The sequence below is a fragment of the Pseudogulbenkiania sp. MAI-1 genome (genome assembly GCF_000527175.1).
Taxonomy (GTDB): Bacteria; Pseudomonadota; Gammaproteobacteria; order Burkholderiales; family Chromobacteriaceae; genus Pseudogulbenkiania.
Window position 1 is genome coordinate 759,822 of sequence record NZ_AZUR01000001.1, and the last position, 26,382, is coordinate 786,203.

At 65.0% G+C, this 26,382-nt stretch carries 25 protein-coding genes and 1 pseudogene; 10 read left to right on the forward strand and 16 right to left on the reverse strand.

Features of this window, described 5'->3' with window-relative positions; translation table 11 throughout:
• Window positions 1–119: 119 nt before the first annotated feature.
• From PSEMAI1_RS0103480 to purM, 6 genes are all read right to left on the reverse strand, one after another.
• Entirely contained in the window at window positions 120–947 is an 828-nt protein-coding gene (locus PSEMAI1_RS0103480) for an EAL domain-containing protein (protein ID WP_024301522.1), read from the reverse strand.
• 122 nt (window positions 948–1,069) lie between these two features.
• Entirely contained in the window at window positions 1,070–1,390 is a 321-nt protein-coding gene (gene grxD / locus PSEMAI1_RS0103485) for a Grx4 family monothiol glutaredoxin (protein ID WP_024301523.1), read from the reverse strand.
• A gap of 207 nt (window positions 1,391–1,597) precedes the next feature.
• On the reverse strand, window positions 1,598–2,851 hold the full coding sequence (locus PSEMAI1_RS0103490) for an SAM-dependent methyltransferase (RefSeq protein ID WP_024301524.1): 1,254 nt from the start codon (window positions 2,849–2,851) through the stop codon (window positions 1,598–1,600).
• A gap of 13 nt (window positions 2,852–2,864) precedes the next feature.
• Window positions 2,865–4,082, reverse strand: a complete 1,218-nt coding sequence (locus PSEMAI1_RS0103495) for a DUF3108 domain-containing protein (protein ID WP_232219823.1) — start codon at window positions 4,080–4,082, stop codon at window positions 2,865–2,867.
• Window positions 4,055–4,690, reverse strand: coding sequence for a phosphoribosylglycinamide formyltransferase (gene purN, locus PSEMAI1_RS0103500; protein ID WP_024301526.1), 636 nt, complete (start codon window positions 4,688–4,690; stop codon window positions 4,055–4,057). The genes PSEMAI1_RS0103495 and purN overlap by 28 nt, the downstream gene beginning before the upstream one ends.
• A 98-nt stretch (window positions 4,691–4,788) precedes the next feature.
• Complete coding sequence (gene purM / locus PSEMAI1_RS0103505; RefSeq protein WP_024301527.1) at window positions 4,789–5,826, reverse strand: phosphoribosylformylglycinamidine cyclo-ligase; 1,038 nt, start codon at window positions 5,824–5,826, stop codon at window positions 4,789–4,791.
• A gap of 551 nt (window positions 5,827–6,377) precedes the next feature.
• Between purM and hda the strand changes: the two genes are divergently transcribed.
• The 3 genes from hda (at window position 6,378) to PSEMAI1_RS0103520 (ending at window position 8,776) form a co-directional block, all read left to right on the forward strand.
• Entirely contained in the window at window positions 6,378–7,052 is a 675-nt protein-coding gene (gene hda, locus PSEMAI1_RS0103510) for a DnaA regulatory inactivator Hda (RefSeq protein WP_024301528.1), read from the forward strand.
• Window positions 7,049–7,717: an HAD family phosphatase gene (locus PSEMAI1_RS0103515; RefSeq protein WP_024301529.1), complete on the forward strand. Its 669-nt coding sequence runs from the start codon at window positions 7,049–7,051 to the stop codon at window positions 7,715–7,717. Before hda ends, PSEMAI1_RS0103515 begins: the two co-directional genes overlap by 4 nt.
• A gap of 189 nt (window positions 7,718–7,906) precedes the next feature.
• Complete coding sequence (locus PSEMAI1_RS0103520; protein ID WP_024301530.1) at window positions 7,907–8,776, forward strand: ATP-binding protein; 870 nt, start codon at window positions 7,907–7,909, stop codon at window positions 8,774–8,776.
• 102 nt (window positions 8,777–8,878) lie between these two features.
• Here the strand turns inward: PSEMAI1_RS0103520 and PSEMAI1_RS21645 are convergent, their stop codons facing one another.
• From PSEMAI1_RS21645 to PSEMAI1_RS0103535, 4 genes are all read right to left on the reverse strand, one after another.
• A complete protein-coding gene (locus PSEMAI1_RS21645) occupies window positions 8,879–9,286 on the reverse strand; it encodes a hypothetical protein (protein WP_156943080.1) in 408 nt (135 codons plus the stop codon).
• A 373-nt stretch (window positions 9,287–9,659) separates the two neighbouring features.
• Window positions 9,660–11,051, reverse strand: a complete 1,392-nt coding sequence (locus PSEMAI1_RS0103525; RefSeq protein WP_024301531.1) for an NAD(P)/FAD-dependent oxidoreductase — start codon at window positions 11,049–11,051, stop codon at window positions 9,660–9,662.
• Between the two features lie 34 nt (window positions 11,052–11,085).
• Window positions 11,086–11,496, reverse strand: a complete 411-nt coding sequence (locus PSEMAI1_RS21960) for a hypothetical protein (protein WP_024301532.1) — start codon at window positions 11,494–11,496, stop codon at window positions 11,086–11,088.
• Window positions 11,497–11,667: 171 nt separating this feature from the next.
• On the reverse strand, window positions 11,668–13,353 hold the full coding sequence (locus tag PSEMAI1_RS0103535; protein ID WP_024301533.1) for an IS1634 family transposase: 1,686 nt from the start codon (window positions 13,351–13,353) through the stop codon (window positions 11,668–11,670).
• Between the two features lie 77 nt (window positions 13,354–13,430).
• Here PSEMAI1_RS0103535 and PSEMAI1_RS21965 point away from each other — a divergent pair, with 77 nt between their 5' ends.
• Window positions 13,431–13,778, forward strand: coding sequence for a hypothetical protein (locus tag PSEMAI1_RS21965; RefSeq protein WP_198019573.1), 348 nt, complete (start codon window positions 13,431–13,433; stop codon window positions 13,776–13,778).
• A gap of 189 nt (window positions 13,779–13,967) precedes the next feature.
• Here the strand turns inward: PSEMAI1_RS21965 and PSEMAI1_RS22450 are convergent.
• Both PSEMAI1_RS22450 and PSEMAI1_RS0103545 read right to left on the reverse strand, forming a co-directional pair.
• Window positions 13,968–14,563, reverse strand: a pseudogene (locus tag PSEMAI1_RS22450) (dihydrofolate reductase family protein).
• Between the two features lie 117 nt (window positions 14,564–14,680).
• Window positions 14,681–15,064: a VOC family protein gene (locus PSEMAI1_RS0103545; RefSeq protein ID WP_024301534.1), complete on the reverse strand. Its 384-nt coding sequence runs from the start codon at window positions 15,062–15,064 to the stop codon at window positions 14,681–14,683.
• A gap of 175 nt (window positions 15,065–15,239) precedes the next feature.
• Between PSEMAI1_RS0103545 and PSEMAI1_RS0103550 the strand changes: the two genes are divergently transcribed.
• Window positions 15,240–16,181 carry a Nudix family hydrolase gene (locus PSEMAI1_RS0103550; protein ID WP_024301535.1) on the forward strand — a complete coding sequence of 314 codons (942 nt, stop codon included), beginning with the start codon at window positions 15,240–15,242 and terminating at the stop codon, window positions 16,179–16,181.
• Window positions 16,178–16,603: a hypothetical protein gene (locus PSEMAI1_RS0103555; RefSeq protein ID WP_024301536.1), complete on the forward strand. Its 426-nt coding sequence runs from the start codon at window positions 16,178–16,180 to the stop codon at window positions 16,601–16,603. Before PSEMAI1_RS0103550 ends, PSEMAI1_RS0103555 begins: the two co-directional genes overlap by 4 nt.
• Window positions 16,604–16,773: 170 nt before the next feature.
• Here PSEMAI1_RS0103555 and ubiA read toward each other — a convergent pair whose 3' ends face one another.
• The gene (gene ubiA / locus PSEMAI1_RS0103560) at window positions 16,774–17,643 is read right to left on the reverse strand and encodes a 4-hydroxybenzoate octaprenyltransferase (RefSeq protein ID WP_024301537.1); all 870 of its coding nucleotides are present in this window, start codon (window positions 17,641–17,643) and stop codon (window positions 16,774–16,776) included.
• On the reverse strand, window positions 17,640–18,173 hold the full coding sequence (locus PSEMAI1_RS0103565) for a chorismate lyase (protein ID WP_232219826.1): 534 nt from the start codon (window positions 18,171–18,173) through the stop codon (window positions 17,640–17,642). Before PSEMAI1_RS0103565 ends, ubiA begins: the two co-directional genes overlap by 4 nt.
• Before the next feature lie 126 nt (window positions 18,174–18,299).
• On the opposite strand from PSEMAI1_RS0103565, the gene PSEMAI1_RS0103570 reads away from it, so the two are divergent.
• The 3 genes from PSEMAI1_RS0103570 (at window position 18,300) to PSEMAI1_RS0103580 (ending at window position 19,960) form a co-directional block, all read left to right on the forward strand.
• Window positions 18,300–18,677, forward strand: a complete 378-nt coding sequence (locus PSEMAI1_RS0103570) for a CidA/LrgA family protein (RefSeq protein ID WP_232219827.1) — start codon at window positions 18,300–18,302, stop codon at window positions 18,675–18,677.
• Window positions 18,674–19,390, forward strand: a complete 717-nt coding sequence (locus PSEMAI1_RS0103575) for an LrgB family protein (protein ID WP_024301540.1) — start codon at window positions 18,674–18,676, stop codon at window positions 19,388–19,390. The genes PSEMAI1_RS0103570 and PSEMAI1_RS0103575 overlap by 4 nt, the downstream gene beginning before the upstream one ends.
• Window positions 19,391–19,495: 105 nt before the next feature.
• Window positions 19,496–19,960 carry a histidine phosphatase family protein gene (locus PSEMAI1_RS0103580; RefSeq protein WP_024301541.1) on the forward strand — a complete coding sequence of 155 codons (465 nt, stop codon included), beginning with the start codon at window positions 19,496–19,498 and terminating at the stop codon, window positions 19,958–19,960.
• A gap of 144 nt (window positions 19,961–20,104) precedes the next feature.
• Here the strand turns inward: PSEMAI1_RS0103580 and metE are convergent, their stop codons facing one another.
• Window positions 20,105–22,387 (reverse strand): 5-methyltetrahydropteroyltriglutamate--homocysteine S-methyltransferase, encoded by a 2,283-nt coding sequence (gene metE / locus PSEMAI1_RS0103585; protein WP_024301542.1) that lies wholly within the window; start codon window positions 22,385–22,387, stop codon window positions 20,105–20,107.
• A gap of 268 nt (window positions 22,388–22,655) precedes the next feature.
• Here metE and PSEMAI1_RS0103590 point away from each other — a divergent pair, with 268 nt between their 5' ends.
• The gene (locus PSEMAI1_RS0103590) at window positions 22,656–23,579 is read left to right on the forward strand and encodes a LysR family transcriptional regulator (RefSeq protein WP_024301543.1); all 924 of its coding nucleotides are present in this window, start codon (window positions 22,656–22,658) and stop codon (window positions 23,577–23,579) included.
• Between the two features lie 3 nt (window positions 23,580–23,582).
• Here the strand turns inward: PSEMAI1_RS0103590 and PSEMAI1_RS0103595 are convergent, their stop codons facing one another.
• Window positions 23,583–26,291 (reverse strand): HAD-IC family P-type ATPase, encoded by a 2,709-nt coding sequence (locus tag PSEMAI1_RS0103595; protein WP_024301544.1) that lies wholly within the window; start codon window positions 26,289–26,291, stop codon window positions 23,583–23,585.
• Window positions 26,292–26,382: the final 91 nt, after the last annotated feature.

Sequence of the window (26,382 nt, forward strand, 5' to 3'; positions counted from 1 at the left end):
CGTGAAAAAACAGCCGGGGTCCCGCTTCGGGATACCGGCTGTTTGGCATTGTGTCCGGGAATGGCAGGGTCGCTGCCGCTCTCGCGGGATTAAACAGGTATTTACGCCATGGCGCGATTTTAGCCTTTTTCCCACTGGTAAATCCATGGCAACAAACCCTCGACAGGGAGCGGGGCCGAACACAGGTAGCCCTGCACCGCGTCACAGCCGAACTCGCTCAAGAGTGCCAGGTCGGTGGTGTCTTCCAGTCCCATGGCCACGGTGAACAGGCCGTGGCTCTGCGCCAGGCGCAGGTTCTCCTGCAGGATGGCGCGCAGGTGAGGGTTGCTGCCGGCGCCGTGCACGAAGGCACGGTCGATCTTCATTGCTGAGAACTGCTCGCCGTTCAGGCGCGTGGCCACGCCGGTACCGATGCCGTATTCGTCGACCGCGACGCCGAAGCCGCGTTGGCGCAACTGGCCGAGCTGCTCCTCGGCCAGTTCCCAGTGCTGGCGCAAGGTATTCTCGGATAGCTCGAGGATCAGGCTGGATGCCGGCAGGCCGACGATGCGGCACTTGCTTTCCAGCAGGTCGGGCAGGTTGCGGTCGGTCAGCGACAGCGCCGACAGGTTGATCGACACCGCCAGGTCGTGGCCGTGGTCGAGCCAGTCGCGACAGGCGTACAGCGATTTTTCCAGGATCAGTTCGGTCAGCTCGCGGATCATGCCACGCTCTTCCATGATCGGCACGAAGGTGACCGGCGACAGCACTCCCAGCGCCGGGTGGCGCCAGCGCGCCAGCGCTTCCACCCCGATCACCTTGCGCGAGCTCAGCTCGACCACCGGCTGGAAGTAGGGCTCCAGCTGATCGTTGACCAGCGCCCGCCAGATTTCATCGATCGACATGGCGCTGGTGCTCGGTGGGTACGGTGCGCCGAGGTCTTGATAGGGCAGGAATTCGTTCGTCATGGCAATGGTATGGCGGATGATGCAGAAAATTCCGCCATTGTATGACGAACGAAAAAAACTGTCTGTCGCCGACGACAAAAAACCCGGCGCGTCGGCCGGGTTGTGGTGTCACAGGCGCACTATCACGCCTGGGTGATGTCCTTCAGCAACTCCTGCAGTTCGCCGGACTGGTACATCTCGTACATGATGTCCGAGCCGCCGATGAACTCGCCCTTGATGTAGAGCTGCGGAATGGTCGGCCAGTTGGAGAAGTCCTTGATACCCTGGCGGATTTCCGGATCCTGCAGCACGTCGACGGTCAGAAAATCGTCCACGCCACAGGCCTTCACGATCTGCACCGCGCGCGCGGAGAAACCGCACTGAGGGAACTGGGCCGAGCCCTTCATGAACAGCACGACCGGGTTGCTGGTAACGGTTTGCTTGATGGTTTCCTGGATATCCATGGATGGCAGAATCCTTGCGTTGGTTTGAGGCTGGCCGCCGGCGAGCAGGGGGTGGGCCTGATCTTCGACGCAATACCCGAGTGTTTCAATGGGTTATTTTACGGTCAGGCCGGCAGCGGGTCAATTTGCGCCACACCGGCCCGTGGCCGCTGATCGGTTGGTCGTGGCGAACGGCAGCCCGCCACGGCCCGGCCTTCGCTACCGCCGCTACGCTTTCTTGCGGGTCAGCACGGCGGCGAAGAAGCCGTCGGTATTGTGTTGGTCCGGCCGCAGCGCCAGGTAGTCGCCCATCTCCAGCGGAATCTTCTGCTCGGCCAGTACGTCCGACACCGGCACCAGTTCGAAGTCCGGGTGCTCGGCGAGGAAGGCCTCGACGATCGCCTGGTTCTCCTGCGGCAGCAGGCTGCAGGTGGCGTACACCAGGCGCCCGCCGGCCTTCACCAGCCGGCTCGCCGAGGCGAGGATCGACGCCTGCTTGGCATTCAGTTCGGCCACGCTCTCCGGGCTCTGGCGAAACTTCAGGTCGGGGTTGCGGCGCAAGGTGCCCAGGCCCGAGCAGGGCGCATCCACCAGCACGCGGTCGGCCTTGCCGGCCAGGCGCTTGATACGGGTGTCGTTCTCGTGCGCGATCAGCTGCGGGTGCACGTTGGACAGGCCGGAACGCGCCTGGCGCGGCTTGAAGTTGGCAAGGCGCTTTTCCGACACGTCGAAGGCGTACAGCCGCCCGGTCGAGGCCATCTGCGCGCCCAACAGCAGCGTCTTGCCGCCGGCGCCGGCGCAGAAGTCCACCACCATCTCGCCGCGGCGCGCGCCGGTGATCAGGCCCAACAGCTGGCTGCCCTCGTCCTGTACCTCGATGCTGCCGTCCTTGAACAGCGGGTGGCGGTTGAGCGCCGGCTTGCCCTTGAGGCGGATGCCCAGCGGCGAGTACGGCGTGGGCTCGGCCTCGAAACCGTCGCGGCGCAGCGCCAGCAGCGCCTCGTCGCGCTTCATCTTCAGCGTGTTGACGCGCAGGTCGAGCGGCGCGCTCTCGATCATGCCGCGGCCCAGCGCGACGATCTGTTCCGGGGTGTTTTCCGACAGACGCTCGATCACCCAGGCCGGCAGCTCGGCCTGCACCGCCAGCTCCTCCGGCAGCGTCTTGCCCTTCAGCTCGGCTACCCACTCGCGCTCCTCCTCTTTCAGGCTGCTGCCGAACTCCTTCAGGTTCAGCCCGCGTACGCGCGCCAGCGTGGCCAGCGCCAGGCGGCGCGGGGTGGCCTTCTGCGGCGCGATCACCGCCTTGAGCTGGCTGAAGCGGCGCAGGCAGGCGAAGGCGGTTTCGGCGATGACGTGGCGGTCGTTGGCGCCAAGGTTGGCGTGCTCGCGGAAATAGGCGCTCAGCACGGCATCGGCCGGACGATCGAAGCGGATCATCTTGCCGAGCACGGTTTCGATGTGGAAAAGCTGGGTCTGGTTGATCATCGTGGTTCCGTTATGGGTTTTCCGACAGAGACCAGACGGTCTTGCCGTTGATGTCGATGCGGCGGGCGCGCTGGTCGATCGTCTTGTCCTTGTCGACGCGCAGGATGCGTACCGGGAGGTTGGCGTAGTCCGGTGCCAGCCAGAATTCGGTCAGGTCGTCGCCGTTTTTGGCGCGGAACACCACCACGCGCAGCGCGCCGTGATCGGGCGGGTAGCGGGTCTCGCCGCCCGGGGCGAGGGGATAGTCGTACACCTTCTTGCCGGTGGTGATGCGCTGCCGTGGGGACAGCTGGCGGCCGCCGGTCAGCGCCAGCTGGTAGCCCAGGCTGAGAATGTCCTGGGTGCCGGGGGCGAGTTCGGCCTGCTTGTCGCCGTGGTCGCCGTAGGCGAGGGTGTTGGCGGGCCAGTCGAAGCGGGCCGATTCACGCTCGTTGTCACCGCGCCAGGCCTGGTAGGCGAGCGGGGTCAGGCCGCCCTTGCCGACGCTGCCGCGCGACTGGTAGCGCAGGCTGGGGCCGATGATCGGCGTCAGCCGCGCCTCCAGCGTGTAGCTGCCGCCGTTGCGCTGCCAGCTGATCTCGCCGTGACCGGCCATCAGGCTGCCGTAGTAGAACTGGTAGTCGACGCGCGACTGATCGGGAAAGCGGCGCGACGAGCCGGCGGCCTTGGCCTCCAGGCCGGCGACGTCGCCCGGTTCTTCTGGCGGCGTGGCGCTGGGCTCGGTGTTGTCTCCGCTCGACGGTTTCTCCTGCGGTGCTGGTGCCGGAGTGGCGTCGGCGGCGGCCACCAAGTCTTTGGCCGCAGGAGCTCCCTGGGCGCCGGCCTCCATCTCTTTGGCGGCGGGGGCCGTTTCGGTGACGGGCGCGGAGGCGGTGTCGGCTCGGGGCGCAACCCGGGCGCGATGGCGGCGCCCGGTCGCCGGGGCTGGCGTGGAGTGCACCGCAACCAGGCCGGAGGACGGCCCTGGCGTGGCGACGGGACGTTCCGCCGTCTCCAGCGTCATTGCTTGCATCGCCACCGACAAGGGCTGCAGCTTGGCCTCGGGTGTGCTTTCGGGGGCACGGCCCGGCAGCCGGTCGGACAGCAGCACCCCCAGGTGCAGCAGCAGCGATATCGCCAGCGCGAGCAGCAGGGGACGGTAAAGTCGCATGGAGGTTCGAGCGGTGCGGGAGGCGAAGCGTTCCCGTCGTCCGGTGTAGCTCAGGCCAGCGAGGGCGAGATCAGGCATTGTCCGGCGTCCTGGGAGCGGCCCTTGACCTTGCCGTCGACGATGGCCAGCTCGCCGGCAACGAAGCGGCGCACCGCTTCCGGATAGAGCCGGTGTTCGATCTTCAGCACGCGCGCCGCCAGCGTGTCTTCGGTGTCGTCGTCCAGCACCGGCACCACGCCCTGCGACACGATCGGACCGTGGTCGAGGTCGGCGGTGACGAAGTGCACGGTACAGCCGGCCACCTTGCAGCCCATGTCGATGGCGTGCTGGTGGGTGTGCAGGCCGGTGAAGGCCGGCAGCAGCGAGGGGTGGATGTTGAGCATGCGGCCTTCGTAGCGGCGCGTGAAGTCCGGCGTCAGGATGCGCATGAAGCCGGCCAGCACCACCAGGTCCGGGGCGTAGCTGTCGATCAGCTCGGCCAGCGCAGCGTCGAACGCCTCGCGGCTGGCGAAGGCCTTGTGGTCGAGCACGGCGGTGGGCACGCCGCGTTCGGCGGCCCAGGCCAGCCCGGCGGCGCCGGGGCGGTTGCTGATCACGGCGGCGATGCGCGCGCCGGGAATCGGCGCCTCGACGATGGCCTGCATGTTCGAGCCGCGGCCGGAAATCAGGATGACGATGTTTTTCATGGTGGTTGAGCGTAGGCAAGCGTCCTTGCCGTACAGACTACCAAAGACAAACGCCGCCAGCCCGTCAGCCAGCGGCGTTGTGTTGCGGACGGGGACGATCAGCCTACCTGGGTCTGGTGCTCGTCGCCGTTGCGCGCGCGGATTTCACCGATGCGGTACACGGTCTCGCCCTGCTCGGTCAGGAAGGCCGCCGCCTTGTCGGCGTCGGCGGCATCCACAATCACCACCATGCCGATGCCGCAGTTGAAGGTGCGGTACATTTCCTGCGCGTCGACATTGCCCTCGGCCTGCAGCCACTGGAACAGCTTCGGCAGCTCCCAGCTGTTGGCGTCGATCTGCGCCACGGTGTTTTCCGGCAGCACGCGCGGGGTGTTCTCGGTGATGCCGCCGCCGGTGATGTGGGCCATGCCCTTCACGGTGAGCTGCTGCATCAGTGCCAGGAGCGGCTTCACGTAGATGCGGGTCGGGGCGATGATGGCCTCGCGCAGCGTCTTGCCGCCGTCGAACTCGGCGTCGAGTTCCGGCTGGGCGCGTTCGATGATCTTGCGCACCAGGCTGTAGCCGTTGGAGTGCGCGCCGTTGGATTTCAGGCCCAGCACCACATCGCCCGGCTTGATGTCGCGGCCGGTGATGACCTGGCTCTTTTCCACCACGCCGACGGCGAAACCGGCCAGGTCGTATTCGCCCACCGGGTACATGCCCGGCATCTCGGCGGTCTCACCGCCGATCAGTGCGCAACCAGCCTGCTCGCAGCCCTCGGCGATGCCCTTGATCACGTCGGTGGCCTGGGGAACGTCGAGCTTGCCGCAGGCGAAATAGTCGAGGAAGAACAGCGGTTCGGCACCCTGCACCAGGATATCGTTGACGCTCATCGCCACCAGGTCGATGCCCACGGTGTCGTGCTTGTTCCAGTCGAAGGCCAGCTTGAGCTTGGTGCCCACGCCGTCGGTACCGGAAACCAGCACCGGCTCCTGGTATTTTTTGGAGATTTCCACCAGTGCGCCGAAACCGCCGAGGCCGCCGAGGACTTCCGGGCGCATGGTGCGCTTGGCGAACGGCTTGATGTTTTCGACGAGCGCGTCGCCGGCATCGATGTCGACGCCGGCATCACGGTAACTGAGGGACGTGGTGTTCAAGGTCAGCTCACTTTCTGTTTCGTAATCTTGCTGCGCCGCCCGGATCGGGGCTCGTGCGCGGTGGACATCGTCATGGACCGGTCGGCCCATGCCGGTGTCTGTGTTCTTCACCCCGCCAAGGCCCGCTCGTGGCGGATTCCGGAGCAGCGTCAGGTGCCGGTTCCGTTTCACCAGGCCGGGTGAAACGCATGCATCCGGGCGTCCGGTGGCAAGGGGTTTTCCGGCCGAGGCCGAAAAAAAGCGCCTGTATTTTAACCGAATTTCCGTTTGCACGCTGCCTTGCCGGCGCTTTTTTGCCGCCGCAGGCGCGTTCGGGCGTCCCGGCCGGCGCCGGCGGGTTTCACGACCCCGCCGGATCAGCGTAAAATCAGGCTTTTGACGACTCGGAGCCTATTTCAGTAAGCGAGCGAGCCAAAGCAGGTTGAGTGCGCCAGAAACGTAGGATGGGTGGAGCAAAGCGAAACCCATCGCTCGATGTCTGCCGGCACTCAAGATGCAAAGGCACAGCCGTCTTAATGAAATGGGCTACTTATTCCGGCCCTGCGCGCATTTTGGATCAACTGATACTCGACCTCACGCCCACGCCGCTTCCCGCCTTCGACAACTTCGTCGCCGAACGCAACCGGGAAGTGATCGCGGCGCTCACCCATCCGGGCGACGAGCGGTTCATCTATCTGTGGGGCGAACCGGGCAGCGGCAAGACCCATCTGTTGCAGGCCTGGATCGCCCACGCCGAGACGCTGGGGCGCGCCTCGATCTACCTCGACGGCCAGCGCGAGCATCTGCCCGACTTCGCGCGTGAAGCCAGCTTCATCGCCGTCGACCACGTCGACGACTTGGCGCCGGACGATCAGATCACGCTGTTCTCGTTCTACAACTCGCTGAAAGAGGGCGGCGAGAGCCGCCTCCTGATGGCCGGCCGCCTGCCGCCGATGGCGCTGGCAGTGCGCGACGACCTGCGCACCCGGCTGGGCTGGGGGCTGGTGTTCGAGGTCAAGCCGTTGTCCGACGCCGACAAGCTGGCCGCCTTGCACGCCCACGCCGCCGAACGCCAACTGGCGATCCCCGACGACGTGTTCCGCTACCTGCTGACGCACTGGCGGCGCGACCTCTCGAGCCTGATCGGCATGCTCGACCTGCTCGACCGTTATTCGCTGGCGCTGCGCCGCCCGATCACGGTCCCCCTGGTCAAGAACATCCTCCACACTGCCTCACCAGAACCATGAACCTCGCCCTTTTCGACCTCGACAACACCCTCATCGCCGGCGACTCCGACACCGAGTGGCCGAAATTCCTGATCAAGCGCGGCCTGCTCGACCCCGAGCACCACGCGCGCCAGAACGACTACTTCTACGAGCAGTACAAGGCCGGCACGCTCGACATCTACGAATTCCTCGACTTCCAGCTCCAGCCACTGACCCGCTTCAGCCGCGAAGAACTGGCCGAGCTGCACGCCGCCTACCTGGAAGAGCACATCAAGCCGATCATTCCGCAGAAGGCGCGCGAACTGCTGGCCGCGCACGAGGCGCAGGGCGACGTGGTGCTGATCATCACCGCCACCAACCGCTTCATCACCGGCCCGATCGCGGCCGAACTCGGCGTCGAGCACCTGATCGCGGTCGAGCTGGAAGTGGACGAGAACGGCAACTACACCGGCAAGCCGACCGGCGTGCCGAGCTATCAGGATGGCAAGATCACCCGCCTCAACGACTGGCTCGCCCAGCGCGGCGAGACGCTGGCGAGCTACGACAAGAGCTTCTTCTACAGCGACTCGCGCAACGACATCCCGCTGCTCTCCATCGTCAGCCACCCGGTGGCGGTCGACCCGGACGATACGCTGCGCGCGCATGCCGAGGACAAGGGTTGGCCGGTGATCACGCTGCGTTCCTGATCATCGGGCGGCTGTGCCTTTGCATTAAGATTAAGGCCGGGTGACCGGCCTTAATGTGATGGTCAGCCTGAAACCAACAGCCCAGCAGGCTACGCTTGCTGGGCTGTTGGTTTCAGGCTGACCATAGATTTCTTCGCCCGCCGTTTGCGTTCCGCCAGGCCAACCTTCAAGAGAAAGAACGAGAGACTCATGGACAAGCTGGAATCCTTCCTCGCCCGCGCCGAAGCCCTGCTGGCGCGCCTCGAACCGCTGCTGCCGCCGGCCCGGCCCGAACCGGACTGGAGCGCCCAGGCCTTCCGCTGGCGCCGCCAGGGCATGGCCGGCTGGCTCGAAGCGCTGCCCGCGCCGCACAGCGTGCGTCTCTCCGATCTCACCCACATCGACCGCCAGCTTGCCCAACTGGTGCGCAACACGCGCCAGTTCATCGAGCGCCGCCCGGCCAACAACGTGCTGTTGTCCGGCGCACGCGGTACCGGCAAGTCGTCCCTGATCAAGGCGCTGCTGCCCGAGTTCGCCGAGCAGGGGCTGCGTCTGATCGAGGTCGACAAGGACCACCTGGCCGATCTCGCCCAGATCGTCGATTTGGTCGCCGCGCGCCCCGAGCGCTTCATCCTGTTCTGCGACGACCTGTCGTTCGAGGAAGGCGACGACGGCTACAAGGCGCTCAAGACCGCGCTCGACGGCGGCCTGGCGCGCCGCGCCGACAACCTGCTGGTGTACGCCACCTCCAACCGCCGCCACCTGTTGCCCGAGCGCATGAGCGACAACCGCCAGACCCAGCAGCACGACGGCGAAATCCACCCCGGCGAAGCGGTGGAGGAGAAGGTGTCGCTATCCGACCGCTTCGGACTGTGGCTGTCGTTCTACCCCTTCGACCAGCGCGCCTACCTTGCGGCGGCAGCGCAGTGGCTAGAGCACTTCGGGCTGGAAATGGACGCCGAGGCCGAGCGTGCGGCGCTGCAGTGGAGCCTGACGCGGGGGAGTCGTTCCGGCCGGGTGGCGTGGCAGTTTGCCTGCGACTGGGCGGGGCGGGGTGAGGAGGAGAGGAGGGCGGAGTGAGGAACACTGCTAACACAAAGTTTCAGGAGCAGCGGAATGCGCCACATGCTGCTGCCGCAACGGCTGGAAGGCGCAACGTGAAATACTTGATTCGGCCATCGATTAGTGTGCCAAGCCGTTCCATAAAAGCATTCCGTCCAATTCATTGTGAATGATGCTCTTCCAGTTTTCAACGGAGAGCTTCCTATCAACCTTATTCGAAAGCCTGTAAAAGCGGGCAACGGCTCGTTGTAAGTTCCATCTTGGTCCATCACCATACAACCCTAAACCGGCAAAATTCATCAAGTTTTCAAGTGAGGTGAATTCCAAAAAGCATGACTTAGACAAATTAATCATGCCGCCAATTTTTCTTGGATCCTGATATTGCATAAATGAATTTATTGCTGATTGGTTCTTCACCTTTGAGCGGTAAGAGAGGTATCCAGCCGCAAAGGCACATAAAATAAGGCCGTCACAAAAGCGATACCGCACCTGTAGCTTATTGTTTTCTAATTCTTTGGCAATAATCAAGATTACTCCCCCTCCATAACCAACGCCAAATGAGTCGTGCGAAAGAGGGTAAAAATTAAGCTCGGAAATTCTAGGGCGCAACAAAGTCCTATGTACAAGAAACGAATTGGTTTTTGAAGAGTGCACTATGCTCTTCATCTGAAAATGCCGTTGATGGTTTAAGTTGTCTAGAAGAATGTCAAATCCATTTCTGTCGAAATCGGATTCGTGATAAATTATACTGCTACCTTTTGATAGGTATGAAAGTTGGACGTCATATAGGAAGCGGTGCTTAAGTAATTTTTCACGAATCACTGAATTCTGGGGCTTTTTCAGGGTTTCTTCTAGCATGTTCCAATGCCCAGTTTAATCGGTGCTGCGTGCGTAGCACGCATCATCTGTGTTGAACACTTGCAAATGGACTTCCTCCTATCGTAGTAATGAAAGTGTTTCGCGTTAACAACTCTGCTGCCCACAGGCCGGACTCCGCTGCACCCTCCGTGAACGGCATGCTCATGTAGTCACCGGCCAGCAAGAGAGAGGGGGCCTGCCTTGCGCACTGATCACGGTATCGGCGCAAATTGATCGCTCTCCCAATGTTTGAGCACGGCTCTGCCGCAGGCCATCTGTAAACCCGGCTTTGCGTCACATGCTGAGCCAAGGTTGGAAAATAATGGCTTGCATTTCGGACCGCCTCGGCGACAACCATCTCAGCCGGTAAGGACATCAACCGGCTTGCCCTGTCGTGACAGAACATCATGTTCAATAGGTGGCCTGTTACTCGGCATCCAAGGCGTTTGTTGTTCTCGATACCAATTGCAGCTATGCCGATTCGCTCTGATCGGGGAATCAACATCCCGTAGACGTCGTCTAATTCCTCAGGAAGCGCGAACTCTTCATCCGTGATGAGTCCCACATTGATGCTCGACGTGTATGGTGTTTCAAGCAAGTGGCGTGTCGGCGTATCAAGAAGGGGGGCGTCAAGCATCCTGAGGGCAATTGGCGCTGGCACGGCCAGGATTGCTCGATCTGCCAGGATATGGCCGGACGATGTCGTGATGACCACCTTGTCATCCGAGAACGAGATCTGGCTGACAGGTGTATTGAGCCGCACATCCAGATTCGCGGCTAAGGCCTCAGGTAGGCTTCCGAGGCCGTTATTCAACGTCAATGTCTTTGACCGGCGAAAGCCAAAGGCGGTCAGTACCAATCCGAGGGCCTGGGATGTCTCTTCCGGTGTCTGGAAGTAGAACCCTTGAAGCATGGGCTCAAAGAGGTAGTTGACGACATCTCGCATCGCCCCATGCCGCATCCAATCCGATACGCTTTGTTGGTCGAACGCAGCCCACTGGCTGTAGTCGCTCAACGACCTTTTCCGAAGGTCATTCCCCGCTTGGAAAGAATTCCAGCCGAATCTGAGCCAGGCACGCCAGCTCAACAGTCCGGACTTCAGCGCATCGAGAGGTCGATCCGCGCGCATCTTGCGCGGACTGCCTCCACGAATGATGGCGCTGTAATGTGAAGTTGGGCGTATTTGCTCTGACAAGCCAGTTTCGTGCAGAAGCTGGAGGATCGTGGCGTATTCGGTGGACAGGAACTGCGCGCCTCTATCGAGGATGTGGCCGTCAATGGAGTCACTGGTCATGCGTCCGCCGACACGGTTGTCTGCCTCGACAACCACGACATGGATGCCGCGTTGCTTTAGCTCATGGGCTGCCGTGAGGCCAGCGATGCCGGCGCCAACAACGACAACATTCGGCTGGAGAGGATGGTTGTCTATATGCATTTGATGGTGAGGGCACTGTTGGGCTTCACTATATTCAGCCCAACCTCCTAGACGGGAGTGGCATTCTAGAGCCGCCCCATAGCCCGAGAAGGCCAACAGGGAGCAACAACACCCATTGCGGCAATCTTAAAAGCCAGCCGCTCTCCGGCTGAATGGCGACCACGCCCAGGAAGACAAGGCCGAAAGCGCACCATAAGGCAGAAACGAACAGTATGAGATAGCGAGCTGCTCCCGCGTGGCGAGGCAAGCTGCCAACGAGAAAGGCCGCAGCCGACAGGCTCAGTGCAACCGAGGCCATGTGCCATACGGCATAGAGCGTGAGTTTCGGTTCGCCATCCAGTGCGGATGCTAGCAACGGAGCCGCAACATCCGCGCCTCCTGCGAAGATGTGAACTACGGCAGTGAAGGCAGCGAGAAGGGCAGCAACGACGAGTAGTCTGTTCATAGGCGTTCCATGGCTTCAACTATCGGTAGACGACTTAAACGGCTTATTGAATTGCGTCATGGAGGTGTTGCGCACAGAAGGGCTGGCGAAACAAGCCTCTATGATCGCCCGAGTTCGACAGTAAAAATCGTAAGTTATTGATTCTTCTATGGGTAAGCTTGAAACGCTACCCTACAGAAGGGGCAACTGCTTGCTGGCAGTCGGCTTTTTGACCCGCAAGGCGGACAGGATGTCGGTTTGTTCCTGGCTGATCGATGAGATCCCCGAGATCGGTTGGGTGTTATTCAAGGTCACGCGGTGATGCTGAATCCGCCGTAACAGCGACAGCGCCCGTTCGGGCGACAGGCCGCTTTGGCTGGCGGCAAGGCGCTGGCGCATCACCCGATACAGGATCAACGCCATGAAGCAGATCGTGGCGTGGGCACGGATGCGCTCCGGCAAGCGGTGATAGACCGGCCCAATCTCGATTTCCGACTTGAGCACGCGAAAGCCGCGTTCGATGTCGGCCAGCGACTTGTAGCGCTCGATCACCTGCCCGGGCGTCAGATCGGCGGTGTTGGTGACCAACAGCAGCTTGCCATCCATCAGCCTCGCATGAGCGAGCGCCTGTTCGTCGATGCTGTAATTGAACAGTTCGCTCTTGAGGTCAACCCGGATGATGCGCGCCAGATGCGCTTCGCACACCTCGTGGTAGAACCGGGCACGCGCGCCACCGTCGGATAGTTTGCGCCCGCGACGGCGCTGGCCGGCGTCCTGCGCGTCGAGCTTACCGGTCCATTCAGCGGCTTTGCGCTCCAACTCGGCGATCGTACGGTCACGCTGGGAGCCTTGGTCGGCGGCCGTTTCCGGGTTATGCGCAACGATCAGGCGCAGCCCATCCCACTTGAGTTCGCCGGCCACTTCTTGGCTGGCGTTCTGACAGTGCGCCTGTTGAAACGGCGCCAGCAGTTCGGCGAATTCGCTGTAGCGCCGTCCCGGCACCGCCAGGATGAACTCGAGCGGCTTGCCGCTGGGCAACGTGATCGCCTGCAATTCGGTCAGGTTGTCAGTGGACAGCAGCCCACGGTCAGCCACCGCGATCACGCGCCGGATCGGGAAGCGCTGGATCACCTTCTCGATGGTTGGCTTGAGCGTGGTGACTTCGGCGGTATTACCGTCGAACACTTCGTGGTAAAGCGGGATGCCATCGGCGGTCTGCACCACACCGAGCATGAACTGGCGGGCGATCAGCCCTTCCTTGGCCATGCCAAACTGGCGCACGTCGCCATCCTGCTGCGACAGGCCTTCGGCACGGATCGTGGTCATGTCGTAGAACACCACGGCCAGCTCCTGATCGAGCAACGGGCGTAGCAACGCAGACACGACCTGGTCGACCGCGTCTTGATGCTCGATCAACGCATCCATTGCGCGCAGCAGGTGCTGGTGCTCGATCTCTTCGGCGACGATGCCAGGCAGGCTGACGGTCTCCAGCCAGCGCAGCACGCCGAGTTTGGAGTCGGGATCGCACAGCCGGTTGAGCACCATCACCCGCAGCAGTGCTTCGACGTCGATGCTGTGGCGGGTGCGGCGGAAGGCTTGGCGTAGTTGACTAAAGCCCAGTTCCTCCCAGAGCTCGGTCAGCGCCCAAACGTCACCCAGTGCACGGGCCGATTCGAAGGTCGGTGCGACATGGTCAGGTACGGAACGGCCGGTCAGGCGCAGCAAGCCTGAAATGACGGATTCAAGCTCCGAGCCGATCTGGTCGAGCCGTCCGAGGGTGGCGACGGTGCGCTTTTTGACGCGCCCATCTTCATCCCGATAGGACTCGACCAGTTGAACGTAACGGCGGCTGCCGGACTTGGTGACTTTGACGAACATGCCGCCACTGTAACATGCATGAATACACTGTCAAATATGGCAGCTCTAGCCAATAATGTGCCACCACAAGAGTTTTGGTGAAACCAGCGCTGAAACCCGCATGGTTATTAGAGGTGAGGAGTCAAAATAGGCCGATTTTGGGCGCGAACTGTCGAACTCGGGTGATCGTGATATACAATTATCATACGACAATTACGTCGCATCAGGACTCATGGTATGTCGAGCTTGCCGGTTTGCTACCTTCCAAGGCTCTAAAAGGCAGGTTGAAGCCCCTCATCAACGAGGTGCTGTTGGGCTTCACGGTGTTCAGCCCAAGTTACGGGGCTGATTGTTTTGAGTACGTCGGTCGGGAGCGCGGACTGGTCCCCCTTGATCCCCGCCGGGCGCAAGTTGGCTGGCAAGGTTTTAAGCTGGCGGCTGTTTGAGCGATTCGACGTTAGCGAATCGCGAGTTTCGCTAGCGCCTTGCCAGACTGCTTGCGGCCGGGAACCCGAAGGGCGGGGATCGTGGGGGTGGCCTTGGGATTGTCAAGGGAATTGGCCACGCAATTCCCTTGACCCGCCAGCCGGGCGGGACCGGCAAACCTTTCCAAGCTGCCGAGTCGAGTAGGGAAATCAGGATTTCCCCGACTCTGACGGAGACCGACAGTAAGTATGGACCACCACTCCCGTACTGAACGTCCGACTATCCACCAGCCGCAACACCGTCTTGTCCGGCGTCTCTGGGAACAAGCGCCGGCCGCTGCCCAGCAGCACCGGGAAGATCATGATGCGGTACTCGTCGACGAGGTCGTGCGCCATCAGCGTGTGTACCAGGGTCCGGCTGCCGATCACCAGCATCGGGCCGCCTTCCTGCTGCTTGAGCCGGGCGATCTCGCTGGCGACGTCGCGCTGATCTCGTGCGAGTTGTTCCATTGTGGATTCCGCAGGGTAGTGGAGACGACGTGCTTGGGCATGGCGTTCATCTTGTCGGCGAACTGCTGCATCTCGCTGCGCTGGTCGGCCACCCGTTCCAGGTCCGGGTCGGCGCCGTGGCTGGGTTTCGAACGTTGCGGCCAGGCGGCGGCGAACGATTCGTAGGTGATCCGCCCGATCAGCAGCGATTCGGCCTCGAGTACTTCGTCGAGCTTGTAGCGCAGCTGCTCGGGGCCCATGAAGTCGCGCACCCAGCCACTGTGCGGATGGCCTAGCTCGCCGCCGGGGGCTTCCATGACGCCGTCCAGCGTCACGAACTCGGATACGATGATCTGGCTCACGATGGTTCCTTGTCCGGTTCGCCCGTGTCAGTCGGGCGTGCCGGTGTACTGGATGGGTGGAACGTCCCTGGACTATTCCCCGCTGTCGTAAGGCCGGGTCATGACCTCGAGCAGATGGCCGTCGGGGTCGTCGAAATAGAACCCGCGCCCGCCGTTGTTGTGGTAGATCTCGCCCGGGCGCTGCTTGCCGGGATCGGCCCAGTAGGGGAGGCCCCTGGCGCCAATGCGGGCGAAGACCTGGTCGAATTGGTCTTCCCCGATCAGGAAGGCATAGTGCTGGAGGGCGATCTTGCCTTCCTGTTCGTAGAAGTCGAGCGAGACCTGGTTGTCGAGCTTGACGACCAGCATGGGCCCGAACGGGGTGGGGTCGGGCAGGCCGAGAATGCCGACGAGGAAGGCCGACGACTTCTGCTTGTCGCGGCACCAGACGATGGTGTGGTTCAGTTGCACGCTCATGGGGCGACCTCCTGCTTCGAGGTTGGGCTATCGTTCAGCCTATGCCACGGTGGCCGTTTAGGCCAACCTTGCTCTTCCTGCCGCGGTCAGGCCGGTAAGGCGTCGGCCGTTCCATCCGACACAAAGCCACCCCGACGCGCTATCATTCCCGTCATCCATCGTTTCCGGTTCCCCCATGCAGTCCGACCACAAGATCATCCCCGTCGTCGCCGGCGCGCTGATGCGCCCGGACGGCTCCTTCATGCTCGGCAGCCGCCCCGAGGGCAAGCCCTACGCCGGTTACTGGGAGTTTCCCGGCGGCAAGGTCGAGCCGGGCGAGGCGCCGTTCGCGGCGCTGGTCCGCGAGTTCCACGAGGAGATGGGCATCAACGTCACCCGCGCCACGCCGTGGCTGACCAAGGTGCACCACTACGAGCACGCCTCGGTGCACCTCACCTTCTACCGCATCTGGGCCTGGGACGGCACGCCACAGCCGCACGAGGGGCAGGCCTTCGCCTGGCAGGTGCCGGGGCAGTACACCGTGGGGCCGATGCTGCCGGCCAACGGACCGATCCTGAAGTCGCTGGAGCTGCCGGAGGTGTACGCCATCAGCTGCGCGCACGAGATCGGCGTCGAGGCCTTCCTTGAGGCCCTGGCGGCGCGGCCCGAGCTGAAACTGATCCAGCTGCGCGAGCCGCAGCTGAGCCGCGACGAGCTGGCGGCGCTGGTCGAGCGCGTGGCGGCCATCGTGCGCCCGCGTGGCGGCAAGATCGTCGTCAACGCTGACCCGGCCTGGCTCGCCGGCTGGCCGGTGGACGGCGTGCACCTGAACGGCCAGCGTCTGGCGGCAGCCACGGCGCGGCCGGACTTCGCCTGGGTCGGCGCGTCAGTGCATTCGGCGGAAGAGTTGAACAAGGCCGCCGAACTGGGGTTGGACTACGCCCTGCTCGGCCACGTCAAGGCCACCGCCAGTCACCCGGACAAGGCGCCACTGGGCTGGGACGGCTTCGAATGCCGGTTGGCCGGCGGCACGCCGCTGCCGGTGTACGCCCTGGGCGGCCTGAGCGCGGCCGATCTGAGCGAGGCGCGCGCGCACGGCGCGCACGGCGTGGCGCTGATGCGGGGGGCGTGGCGATGACCAAGTCGCAGCTGAAGTGGGCCACCATCGGCGTGGCGCTGGTGGTGCTGGGGGCGGTGAAGTTCGCGCTGATCAGCTGGTACCTGAGCCGCCCGGCCGAGGCGGCGGTGCTGGACGTGGCGTGCGACCCGGCGCAGAGCAGTTGCACCCTGCCCAACGGCATGCAGTTGCAGTTTGCCAGTCCGCCCAAGTCGGGCCAGCCGTTCGACATCCGCCTCACCGGTGCGGCCAAGGAGGCGCCGGCGGCCGAGTTCTCGATGCGCGACATGGACATGGGATTCAACCGCTACCGCTTCGTGGCGGGGCCGGGCGGCTGGCAGGCACGCGTGACGCTGCCGATGTGCGTGAGCCAGCGCCAGGACTGGATCATGGTGCTGGAGGTGGAGGGGCGGCGCTATAGCCTGCCGTTCCGCACTTCGTAACAGGCTGGGGCGTAGGATGGGTGGAGACGTGCCATGCCGGAACCCATCGGCATCGATTGATGGGCTGTGCTGCGCTTCACCCATCCTACGGGGCTGACCGGTCCCGAGCTTCCTGATATCCAACAAAAACGGGCCGTCTGGCCCGTTTCGCGTTTCTGGCGCAGGTCGACTCAGCGCAGCAGGAAGTCCAGCACCAGCCCGGCGAACACCGCTGCGCCTACCCGGTTGTTGTCGAGGAAGGACTTGAAGCAGCGCTGGCGGTCGCGTCCGCGGATGGCGAAGTACTGCTGCACCATCAGCAGCGCCGACACGCCGAGCCCGGCGTAGTAGGCGGCGCCAAGCCCGGCCTCGTGGCCGACCAGCACCATCAGCGCCAGGAACACGCCGTGGCAGATCATCACCGCCGCCACGTCGTAGTCGCCGAAGGTGATGGCCGAGGTCTTGATGCCGATCTTCAGGTCGTCCGGCTTGTCGGTGATGGCGTACTCGGTGTCGTAGGCCAGGGTCCAGAAGGTATTGGCCAAGAGCATCAGCCAGGCCAGCGCCGGCACGCTCCCGGTCAGCGCGGCGAAGGCCATGGGGATGCCGAACGAGAAGGCGATACCCAGATAGGCCTGCGGGATCGGCAGGAAGCGCTTGGTGAACGGGTAGCTGCCAGCGAGGAACACGGCCGGCACGCTCAACAGCAGCGTCAGCGGGTTGAGCGGCAGCACCAGCAGCAGCGCAACCAGAGACAGCCCTGCGGCCAGCAGCAGCGCCTCCTTCTTGCTCACTGCGCCGCGCGCGAACGGGCGCGCCTTGGTGCGTTCCACCTTGCCGTCGAAGTCGCGGTCGGCGTAGTCGTTGATGACGCAGCCGGCCGAGCGCATCAGGAAGGTGCCGGCGATGAAGATCGCCACCACCATCATGTCCGGGTGGCCGTTGCCGGCCAGCCACAGCCCCCACAGTGTCGGCCACAGCAACAGCAGGGTGCCGATCGGCTTGTCGATGCGCATCAGTTGGCTGTAGACGGTGAGGCGGTCGGCGAGGTGGGCGTTCATGGCAGGAATCTCTCCAGGGCGGGCAGGAACACTTCGCACACGATCAGCGGGGTGTTCACCAGCAGAAAGCGCGAGCGGCGCGCGGGGTAGCTATGGGCTGAGGCCGGGTCGTGCGCGTGCGCCAGCGCAAACAGCGGATGCGTGGCGTCGAGCTCGCGGTAGGCGAGCGGTTCGCGCACGATGCCGGCGTGGCCACCGAACAGGGTAAAGCCGAGCGAGCGGCTGCCGCGCTGCAGGATGGGGTGCCAGGCCGGGCAGCCGAGGCGCGTCACGCTGCGCGCCACCACCACCGGGGTATCGTCCAGCGTCAGGGCCACGTGGCGGGCGTAGAGCGGGGCGCCGACGGGCAGCCCGAGCAGTGCCGCCTCGTCGTCGTGGACGCGGCTGTCGCCCTGCTCCAGCACGGTGACGGCGAAGTCATGGCCGTAGGACATCAGCCGCTCGGTCAGTGAACCGGGCTCGGTCAGGCAGTCCAGCAGGGCCGGCGGCAGGGAGGGGGGCGTGGCAGCCCAGCGGGTATCCAGAAGCATGGCGCGCATTATGCCAAAGCCGCTTGGCGCTGTCCCGTCTCTGCCCCCTTCGGGCTGGGGAGGTGTCGCGTTTCAGGGTTTACCCGTGGTCGTGCTGAGACAGTGATTTTGTTATGGTTAAGTCTCTTGACCCGATTGGACCAAACCGTGATCGAAACCCTGCTCTGGCTGGTCGGCTACCAGCTCGCCGGCGAGCTGATCTGCCGCAGCCTGGTCTTGCCACTGCCCGGCGCGGTGATGGGCATGCTGCTGCTGTTTTTGACGCTGTGCGTCAGGAGAGGCATCCCTGCGAGCCTCGACACCCACGTGCCGCAGCTGCTCGGCCATTTCTCGCTGCTGTTCATCCCGGCCTGCGCCGGCGTGATCGTCTACTGGCCGCTGCTGGCGGCGCATGGCTGGGCGCTGCTGGCGACCCTGGCTGGCGCCACGCTGATCACGCTGCTGGTGCCGGCCGTGCTGCTCAAGGCGCTGCTGGCACGTCGTCGCTTGCGGAGGCCGGCATGAACGTGGCCTCGGCGCTGGAATGGCTGCGCGGCTCGCCCTTGCTGGGGCTCGCGCTGACGCTGGCCGCCTACCGGTTGGCGCTGTGGCTCAACCGGCGCGCCCACGGCCATCCGCTGACCAACAGCGTGCTGATCGGCAGCGTGCTGGTGATCGCGGTGCTGCTGGGCTGCGGCATCAAGCCGGAGGAGTACCTGAAGGGCGCGCAGCTGATCCAGCTGCTGCTGGGACCGGCCACCGTCGGGCTGGCGATTCCGCTCTACCACAACCTGGCGCGGCTCAAGCGCGCCGCGCTGCCGCTGACCCTGACGCTGCTGGCCGGCGGGCTGACCGGCATCCTCAGTGCGGTGGGGCTGGGCATGGCGTTTGGGCTGCCGCACGAGGTGCTACTGTCGCTGATGCCGCGCGCGGTGACCACGCCGATCGCCATCGGCATCGCCGAGAACATCGGCGGCATTCCGGCGTTGGCGGTGACCTTCGTCATCGTCTCCGGCATCTTCGGCGCGGTCGTGGTCAAGCCCTTGTTCACCCGGCTACGTCTCGACGACGATCTGGTGCTGGGGGTGGCCACCGGCATCTCGGCGCACGGCATCGGAACCGCGCGCGTGTTCCTGTTGTCGGAAACGGCGGGCGCCTTCGCCGGCCTGGCGATGGGGCTGAACGGGCTGGTGACGGCGGTGCTGGTGCCGGTGTTGTTGAGTCTGATTCACCTTTAAGCGCACTGACACCAAGCTGACATCCGGCCCCGCTACACTGCCGGTCTGCCTGCGCCAGGCGCTATGCTGGGGGCAGGCGATGACGACGAAGGGAGTTAGGAGAACATGGATCTGATCTTGTGGCGTCACGCCGAAGCCGAGGATGGCTCGGACGATCTGGCGCGGCGCTTGACGCGCAAGGGCCAGCAGCAGGCCCACCTGATGGCGGCGTGGCTGCGCGTGCGCCTGCCGCGCGAATTCACCCTGCTGGCGTCCGAGGCGCGCCGCTCGCAGCAGACCGCCGCCTTCCTGATGAAGAGCTACGAGGTGGTGCCCGAGATCAACCCGGATGCCTCTCCGGAGAGCGTGCTCACCGCCGTGAAGTGGCCGCAGCCGGGCAAGACCGTGGTGCTGGTCGGCCATCAGCCCTACCTCGGGCGGCTGGCGGCGCAGCTGATGTCGGGCCAGCCTGACCTGTGGAGCGTCAAGAAGGGCGCGATCTGGTGGCTCAACCACCGCGAGCGCGGCGGCATCGCCTCGGTACGGCTGAAGGTGATGATGACGCCGGGGATGCTGACCAGCAGCGAGTAGGCGAAAGCCCGTTTTCCGTCCGTCGCGAGTGGGGCATCAGGATCCGTAGGATGGGTGGAGCATAGCGAAACCCATCATGGTCTGGCCACAGTGTGAGAAGGGCACCGTTTGGCGACGGTGCCCTTCGTCCATTTTACGGCGATGTCAGGCCACGGTTTCGGCCAGACGGGCACGCAGGCGGCGCGTCACCGCCACCATGTTGGCCAGCGCCGCCTCCACTTCCGGCCAGCCGCGCGTCTTCAGGCCGCAGTCCGGGTTGACCCACAGACGTTCGGCCGGAATCACCGCCAGCGCCTTCTCCAGCAGCGTCTCGATTTCCGTCTCGCTGGGTACACGCGGGCTGTGGATGTCGTACACGCCGGGGCCGATCTCGTTGGGGTAGGCGAAGTCGCCGAAGGCGGTAAGCAGTTCCATGTCCGAGCGTGAGGTCTCGATGGTGATCACGTCGGCATCCATCGCGGCGATGGCCGGCAGGATGTCGTTGAACTCCGAGTAGCACATGTGGGTGTGGATCTGCGTGGCGTCGTCGGTGCCGGTGGCCGACAGCCGGAACGCCGCGCTCGCCCAGGCGAGGTACTCCGCCCAGTCGGCCTGCTTCAGCGGCAGCCCCTCGCGGTAGGCCGGCTCGTCGATCTGGATCACGCGGATGCCTGCGTTTTCCAGGTCCAGCACCTCATCGTTCAACGCCAGCGCGATCTGCCAACACACCTCCCTACGCGGCAGGTCGTCGCGCACGAACGACCATTGCAGCATGGTCACCGGACCGGTCAACATGCCCTTGACCGGGTACGTGGTCAGGCTCTGTGCGTACACCGCCCAGCGCACCGTCAGCGGCTGCGGGCGCTCGACGTCACCGTAGATGATCGGCGGTTTGACGCAGCGGCTGCCGTAGCTTTGCACCCAGCCGTACTGGGTGAAGGCGTAGCCGGATAGCTGCTCGCCGAAGTATTCGACCATGTCGTTGCGTTCCGCCTCACCGTGTACCAGCACGTCGAGGCCGAGTTCTTCCTGGCGGCGGATGGCGAGTTCGATCTCGCGCTGCATCGCGGAGTCGTAGCCGGCAGCGTCGAGCTCGCCGCGCTTGAAGGCGGCGCGTGCGGCGCGAATCTCGGCGGTCTGCGGGAACGAACCGATAGTGGTGGTCGGCAGTACGGGCAGGTTCAGCCAGGCGCGCTGGGCGGCGGCGCGTTGCGGGTACGGACTGTGGCGCCGGTCGCTGCCGTCGGCCAGTCGTGTCAGCCGGGCCGCTACCGACGGGCGGTGGATGCGCGGGCTGGCGCGGCGCGAGGCCTGGGCGTGGTCGCTGCCGGCCAGTTCCGGAGCGATGGCGTCGCGGCCGTCGATCAATCCCCGTTTCAGTAGCTTCAGCTCGTTCAGTTTCTGCACGGCGAAGGCGAGCCAGGTCTTCAGCTCGACATCGAGCTCGGTCTCCTGTGCCAGGTCGACCGGGCAATGCAGCAGCGAGCAGCTCGGCGCCAGCCACAGTCGCTCGTCCAGCTGTGCATGCGCTGCTTCCAGTGACGTCAGCACGGCGCTGAGGTCGGCGCGCCAGACGTTGCGTCCGTCGATTGAGCCGGCGGACAGCACCTTGTCCGCGGGCCAGTCGGCCAGGAAGGCGTCGAGCTGTTGCGGGGCGCGCACCAGGTCGAGATGCAGACCGGCCACCGGCAGCGCTTTCAGCAGCTTGGCGTGTTCGGCCACTCCGCCGAAGTAGCTCGCCAGCAGCAGCTTGACCGGGGCTTCGGCCAGAGCCTGATAGCTCGGCGCGAACGCCGCTAGCCAATCGGCCGGCAGATCGAGCGCCAGGATCGGCTCGTCGAGCTGCACCCACTCGGCGCCGGCGGCGGCCAGCGCGGCGAGCAGCTCGCGATAGCAGTCGAGCAGGGCCGGCAGCAGGCTGAGGCGGTCGAACGCTGCGCCCTTGACCTTGCCCAGCCACAGCAGTGTCAGCGGGCCGAGCAGCACCGGCTTGGCCTTGAGGCCCAGCGCCTGCGCCTCGCGCAGCTGGGCCAGCAGTGGTGCGGGGTTGGCAGCAAACGTCGTCTCGGCCTGCCATTCCGGCACCAGGTAGTGGTAGTTGGTATCGAACCATTTGGTCATCTCCAGCGCCGGCTGGTGGGCGTTGCCGCGTGCCAGTGCGAAGTACTGCGCCGTGCTGAGCGTGGCGGCGTCGAAACCGAAGCGGGCGGGCAGGGCGCCCACCAACACCTGCGCGTCGAGCACGTGGTCGTACAGCGAGAAGTCGCCGACCGGCGCCAGCTCGACGCCGGCACCCTTCTGCAGCAGCCAGTGGCGCTGGCGCAGCTCGCGCGCGCCCTTCAGCAAGGCGGCTTCGTCGATGTCCTGCTTCCAGTAGCTTTCCTGCAGCTGTTTCAACTCGCGCCTGGCGCCGATGCGCGGAAAGCCGAGCAAATGGATAGTGGTCATGGGGAGCTCCTGTAGAGCCTGCTCCATTAGGCGGCTGCGCCTTCACATCTTGATCGCCGGCAGTGCTCGGAATCCTCATGGACTACGTGTCCATTCCGGTTCCTGTGCGCTGGCAGCGTTCAAGCTGTTTTGGCTCGCTCGCCTACTGAAGCAGGCTTGTAGTCGATAGGGATGGTAAAGGCGGAATCGAAAATCACGGGAACAAGGATGAGGTGTTTTGCTATATGATACAAACTCATTATTTTAGAGTTTTGTATCGATTTCATTCATGAACAACAGTGCACTGGAAATCCGCCATCTCAAGACCCTGCTGGCGCTGGCCGAGACCGGCAGCGTGTCGCAGGCGGCGCGGCGCGTGTTCCTGACACAGTCGGCGCTGTCGCATCAGCTGAAGCAACTGGAGGAGCACTACGGCCTGGCGCTGTTCGAGCGCAAGAGCCAGCCCTTGCGCTTCACCCTGGCCGGCGAGCGGCTGCTGGCGCTGGCGCGCGAGCTCATGGGCAAGGTGGCGGCGGCGGAGCGCGACCTGGCGCGGCTGCGCCAGGGGGAGGCGGGGGAACTGCGCGTGGCGGTGGAGTGCCACACCTGCTTCGACTGGCTGATGCCGGCGATGGACGCCTTCCGCAGCCACTGGCCGGCGGTCGAGCTCGACATCGTGTCGGGCTTCCACGCCGACCCGGTCGGGCTGCTGCTGACGCGGCGCGCCGATCTCGCCATCGTCTCCGAGGCCGAGGCGCAGCCGGGCATCGTGCACCAGCCGCTGTTCGCCTACGAGATGGTGGGCATCGCGGCGCGCGACCATCCGCTGGCCGACAAGCGCGCCTGGGGCGCCGAGGACTTTGCCGCCGAGACGCTGATCAGCTACCCGGTGCCGGACGACATGTTGGACCTGGTGCGCAAGGTGCTCGCCCCGGCCGGGGTCAATCCGGCGCGCCGCACCAGCGAGCTGACCGTCGCCATCATCCAGCTGGTGGCTAGCCGGCGCGGCGTGTCGGCGCTGCCGTTCTGGGCGGTCAAGCCCTACCTCGAGCGCGGCTACGTGGTGGCGCGGCCGATCGGCACGGCCGGCTTGAAGAGCGAGCTCTACGCCGCGCTGCGCGAGGACGACGCCAAACTCGCCTACATGCAGGACTTTCTCGCCACGGTGCGCGAGACCAGCTTCGCCACGCTGCCCGGCCTGTCGGTGCTGTAGCGTTCAGTGGGTGGCCCGCGTCAGCTGCCGGTAGCGGCGCAGCAAGGCCTTCTCGCCCTCCAGCAGCAGGAAGCAGGCGAGCGCCCCGGTGAGTATCTTCAGCCACTCCCCGCCGGCGAGCCCGGCCGTGCCGAACAGCGCCTGCATCGGCGCGGCGTAGCTCAGGGCCAGTTGCAGCAGCACCAGCAGCGCGACGCTGAGCAGGGCCACGCGATTGCCGCCCAGCCCGTGCCGGCTGATGGCGCTGGCGTCGAGCTGGCGGATGTTGAACAGGTAGGCGATTTCGATCGCCACCATGCTGTTCACCGCCACGGTACGCGCCAGCGCTTCTCCCAGGCCGCGCTCCACCGCGTCGAGGTAGAGCGCGAACGGCACCGCCACCATCAGCGCGCCGACCAGCAGCAGCCGCCACAGGAACAGCCGGTCGAGCAGGCTGGCGTCGGCGCGGCGCGGCGGGCGCCGCATCACCAGGCCCTCGGACGGTTCGAACGCCAGCGCCAGCGCCAGCGTCACGGCGGTGACCATGTTGATCCACAGGATCTGTACCGGCGTGATCGGCAGCGGCAGTCCGGCCACCACCGCCGCCACGATGATGGCGGCTTCGCCGATATTGGTGGGCAGGATGAACAGCACGGTCTTCTTCAGGTTGTCGTAGACGGTGCGGCCTTCCGCCACTGCGCGCGTCAGGCTGGCGAAGTTGTCGTCGGTGATCACCATGTCGGCCGCTTCCTTGGCCGCTTCGGTACCCTTGCCGCCCATCGCCACGCCGACGTCGGCCTGCTTCAGCGCCGGCGCATCGTTGACGCCGTCGCCGGTCATCGCCACCACCTGGCCGTGGCGCTTGAGCGCCTGCACCAGGCGCAGTTTGTGTTCCGGGCTGGTGCGGGCGAACACGTCGGTATGGCGCACCGCCTCGGCCAGCCGTGCATCGTCCATCGCCTCCAGCTCCTCGCCGCTGAGCACCAGCCGGCCGTCGCCGATGCCGAGTTCGCGGGCGATGGCGGTGGCGGTCAGGGCATGGTCGCCGGTGATCATCTTGACCCGGATGCCGGCCTGCTGGCAGCTCGCCACCGCGCGCACCGCCTCGGGGCGCGGCGGGTCGATCAGGCCGACCAGTCCGAGCAGGGTCAGCCCGTCTTCCACGTCGGCAAAATCCAGTTCCTCCCCGGCATGGGGCTGCGACTTGCCGGCCAGCGCCAGTACGCGCATGCCCTGTGCCGCCAGCTCCGCCACCGTCTGTTGCCAGCGGGCGGCATTGAGCTCGGTCAGGCGGCCTTCGGCCAGCTCGTGGCTGGCGCGGGCCAGCACCACCTCCGGCGCGCCCTTCAGGTAGATCTGGCGGTGGCCGTTGCGGTCGTGGTGCAGGGTGGCCATGAAGCGGTATTCCGCCTCGAAGGGGATGGCGTCGCGCCGCGGCCATTGTTCGTGCAGCACCTCCGGTGGCCACTCGGCCTTGTGCGCCAGCGTCAGGAGCGCTCCCTCGGTAGGGTCGCCGCACAAGCGCCAGTGGCCGTCGTGATGCAAGAGGCGGGCGTCGTTGCACAGCGCTGCGGCACGCACCAGCTCGTCGACGTCGGTCTGCCTTCCCGGCGGCAAAGGTGTGCCGGCCAGATGCAAGGCGCCGTCGGGGCGATAGCCGGCACCGCTGACGCTGACCTCGTGGCGCGCCGTGACCAGTCGCACGGCGGTCATCTCGTTGCAGGTCAGCGTGCCGGTCTTGTCTGTGCAGATGACGCTGACCGCTCCCAGCGTCTCGATCGCCGGCAGCCGGCGCATGATGGCGCGCTGCCTTGCCATGCGCTCGACGCCGATCGCCAGCGTGATGGTGACGATGGCCGGCAGCCCTTCCGGGATGGCCGCCACCACCAGACCGACCGCCGCCATGAACATCTCCGGCCAGGGCTGGCCGCGCCAGTACACGCCGAGCAGCACGGTCAGCACCGCCACCAGCAGGATGAGCGCGGTCAGCCAGCGCGCAAACTGCTGCAGCATGCGTGTCAGCGGCGTGCTGTCCGCCTGGACCGTGGCCAGCAGGCGGGTGATGCGGCCCAGCTCGGTGTCGCGGCCGGTGGCGACCACCACGCCGCTGCCTTGGCCGTAGCTGACCACCGAACCGGCGTAGGCCATGTTGCGGCGGTCACTCAACACTGTCTCGGGGGGGAGCGGGGCGGGATTCTTGTCGACCGGCAGCGATTCGCCGCTGAGCGCCGACTCGTCGAGGCGCAGGTTGCGGATCTCCAGCAGGCGCAGGTCGGCCGGAACCTTGTCGCCGCTTTGCAGCAGCACCACGTCGCCGGGCACGAGCTGGCTGGCCGCCAGGGTCAGGCGTTCGCCGTCGCGCAGCACCGTCGCCTGTGGCGCCAGCATGTGGCGGATGGCATTCAGCGCCGCTTCGGCCTTGCCTTCCTGCAAGAAGCCGATCGCGGCGTTGATCAGCACCACGCCGACGATCACCGCGGTGTCGACCCAGTCGCCTATCGCCAGCGTCACCACGGCGGAAGCCAGCAGCACGTAGATCAGCACGTTGTGGAACTGCGCCAGCAGCCGCCGCCACGGACCGGGGCGCGGCGCTTCCGGCAAGACATTGGGACCGTGGTGGGTGAGCCGCCGGGCGGCTTCGGCGGACGACAGCCCCTGTGCCGTGCTGGCGAGCCGCGCCAGCGTGTCGTGAATCTCGAGGTGATGCCAGGGTGGGGGAGTGTTGCCGTTCATGGTGCCTCCCGATAGACCTACCGGATGCTTCCATGCTAACCCTGCTTGCGCCGTGGGCCTATGGTTTTGGTCAAACAATGACGAAAGAGTG

What these genes read in the sequence shown, in the direction of transcription:
- PSEMAI1_RS0103480 (WP_024301522.1), bottom strand. Translation starts at nt 947, where the DNA reads ATGACGAACGAATTCCTGCCCTATCAAGACCTCGGCGCACCGTACCCA.
- grxD (WP_024301523.1), bottom strand. Translation starts at nt 1,390, where the DNA reads ATGGATATCCAGGAAACCATCAAGCAAACCGTTACCAGCAACCCGGTC.
- PSEMAI1_RS0103495 (WP_232219823.1), bottom strand. Translation starts at nt 4,082, where the DNA reads ATGCCTGATCTCGCCCTCGCTGGCCTGAGCTACACCGGACGACGGGAA.
- purN (WP_024301526.1), bottom strand. Translation starts at nt 4,690, where the DNA reads ATGAAAAACATCGTCATCCTGATTTCCGGCCGCGGCTCGAACATGCAG.
- PSEMAI1_RS0103515 (WP_024301529.1), top strand. Translation starts at nt 7,049, where the DNA reads ATGAACCTCGCCCTTTTCGACCTCGACAACACCCTCATCGCCGGCGAC.
- PSEMAI1_RS0103520 (WP_024301530.1), top strand. Translation starts at nt 7,907, where the DNA reads ATGGACAAGCTGGAATCCTTCCTCGCCCGCGCCGAAGCCCTGCTGGCG.
- PSEMAI1_RS0103525 (WP_024301531.1), bottom strand. Translation starts at nt 11,051, where the DNA reads ATGCATATAGACAACCATCCTCTCCAGCCGAATGTTGTCGTTGTTGGC.
- PSEMAI1_RS21960 (WP_024301532.1), bottom strand. Translation starts at nt 11,496, where the DNA reads ATGAACAGACTACTCGTCGTTGCTGCCCTTCTCGCTGCCTTCACTGCC.
- PSEMAI1_RS0103535 (WP_024301533.1), bottom strand. Translation starts at nt 13,353, where the DNA reads ATGTTCGTCAAAGTCACCAAGTCCGGCAGCCGCCGTTACGTTCAACTG.
- PSEMAI1_RS0103545 (WP_024301534.1), bottom strand. Translation starts at nt 15,064, where the DNA reads ATGAGCGTGCAACTGAACCACACCATCGTCTGGTGCCGCGACAAGCAG.
- PSEMAI1_RS0103550 (WP_024301535.1), top strand. Translation starts at nt 15,240, where the DNA reads ATGCAGTCCGACCACAAGATCATCCCCGTCGTCGCCGGCGCGCTGATG.
- PSEMAI1_RS0103555 (WP_024301536.1), top strand. Translation starts at nt 16,178, where the DNA reads ATGACCAAGTCGCAGCTGAAGTGGGCCACCATCGGCGTGGCGCTGGTG.
- ubiA (WP_024301537.1), bottom strand. Translation starts at nt 17,643, where the DNA reads ATGAACGCCCACCTCGCCGACCGCCTCACCGTCTACAGCCAACTGATG.
- PSEMAI1_RS0103565 (WP_232219826.1), bottom strand. Translation starts at nt 18,173, where the DNA reads ATGCTTCTGGATACCCGCTGGGCTGCCACGCCCCCCTCCCTGCCGCCG.
- PSEMAI1_RS0103575 (WP_024301540.1), top strand. Translation starts at nt 18,674, where the DNA reads ATGAACGTGGCCTCGGCGCTGGAATGGCTGCGCGGCTCGCCCTTGCTG.
- PSEMAI1_RS0103580 (WP_024301541.1), top strand. Translation starts at nt 19,496, where the DNA reads ATGGATCTGATCTTGTGGCGTCACGCCGAAGCCGAGGATGGCTCGGAC.
- metE (WP_024301542.1), bottom strand. Translation starts at nt 22,387, where the DNA reads ATGACCACTATCCATTTGCTCGGCTTTCCGCGCATCGGCGCCAGGCGC.
- PSEMAI1_RS0103590 (WP_024301543.1), top strand. Translation starts at nt 22,656, where the DNA reads ATGAACAACAGTGCACTGGAAATCCGCCATCTCAAGACCCTGCTGGCG.
- PSEMAI1_RS0103595 (WP_024301544.1), bottom strand. Translation starts at nt 26,291, where the DNA reads ATGAACGGCAACACTCCCCCACCCTGGCATCACCTCGAGATTCACGAC.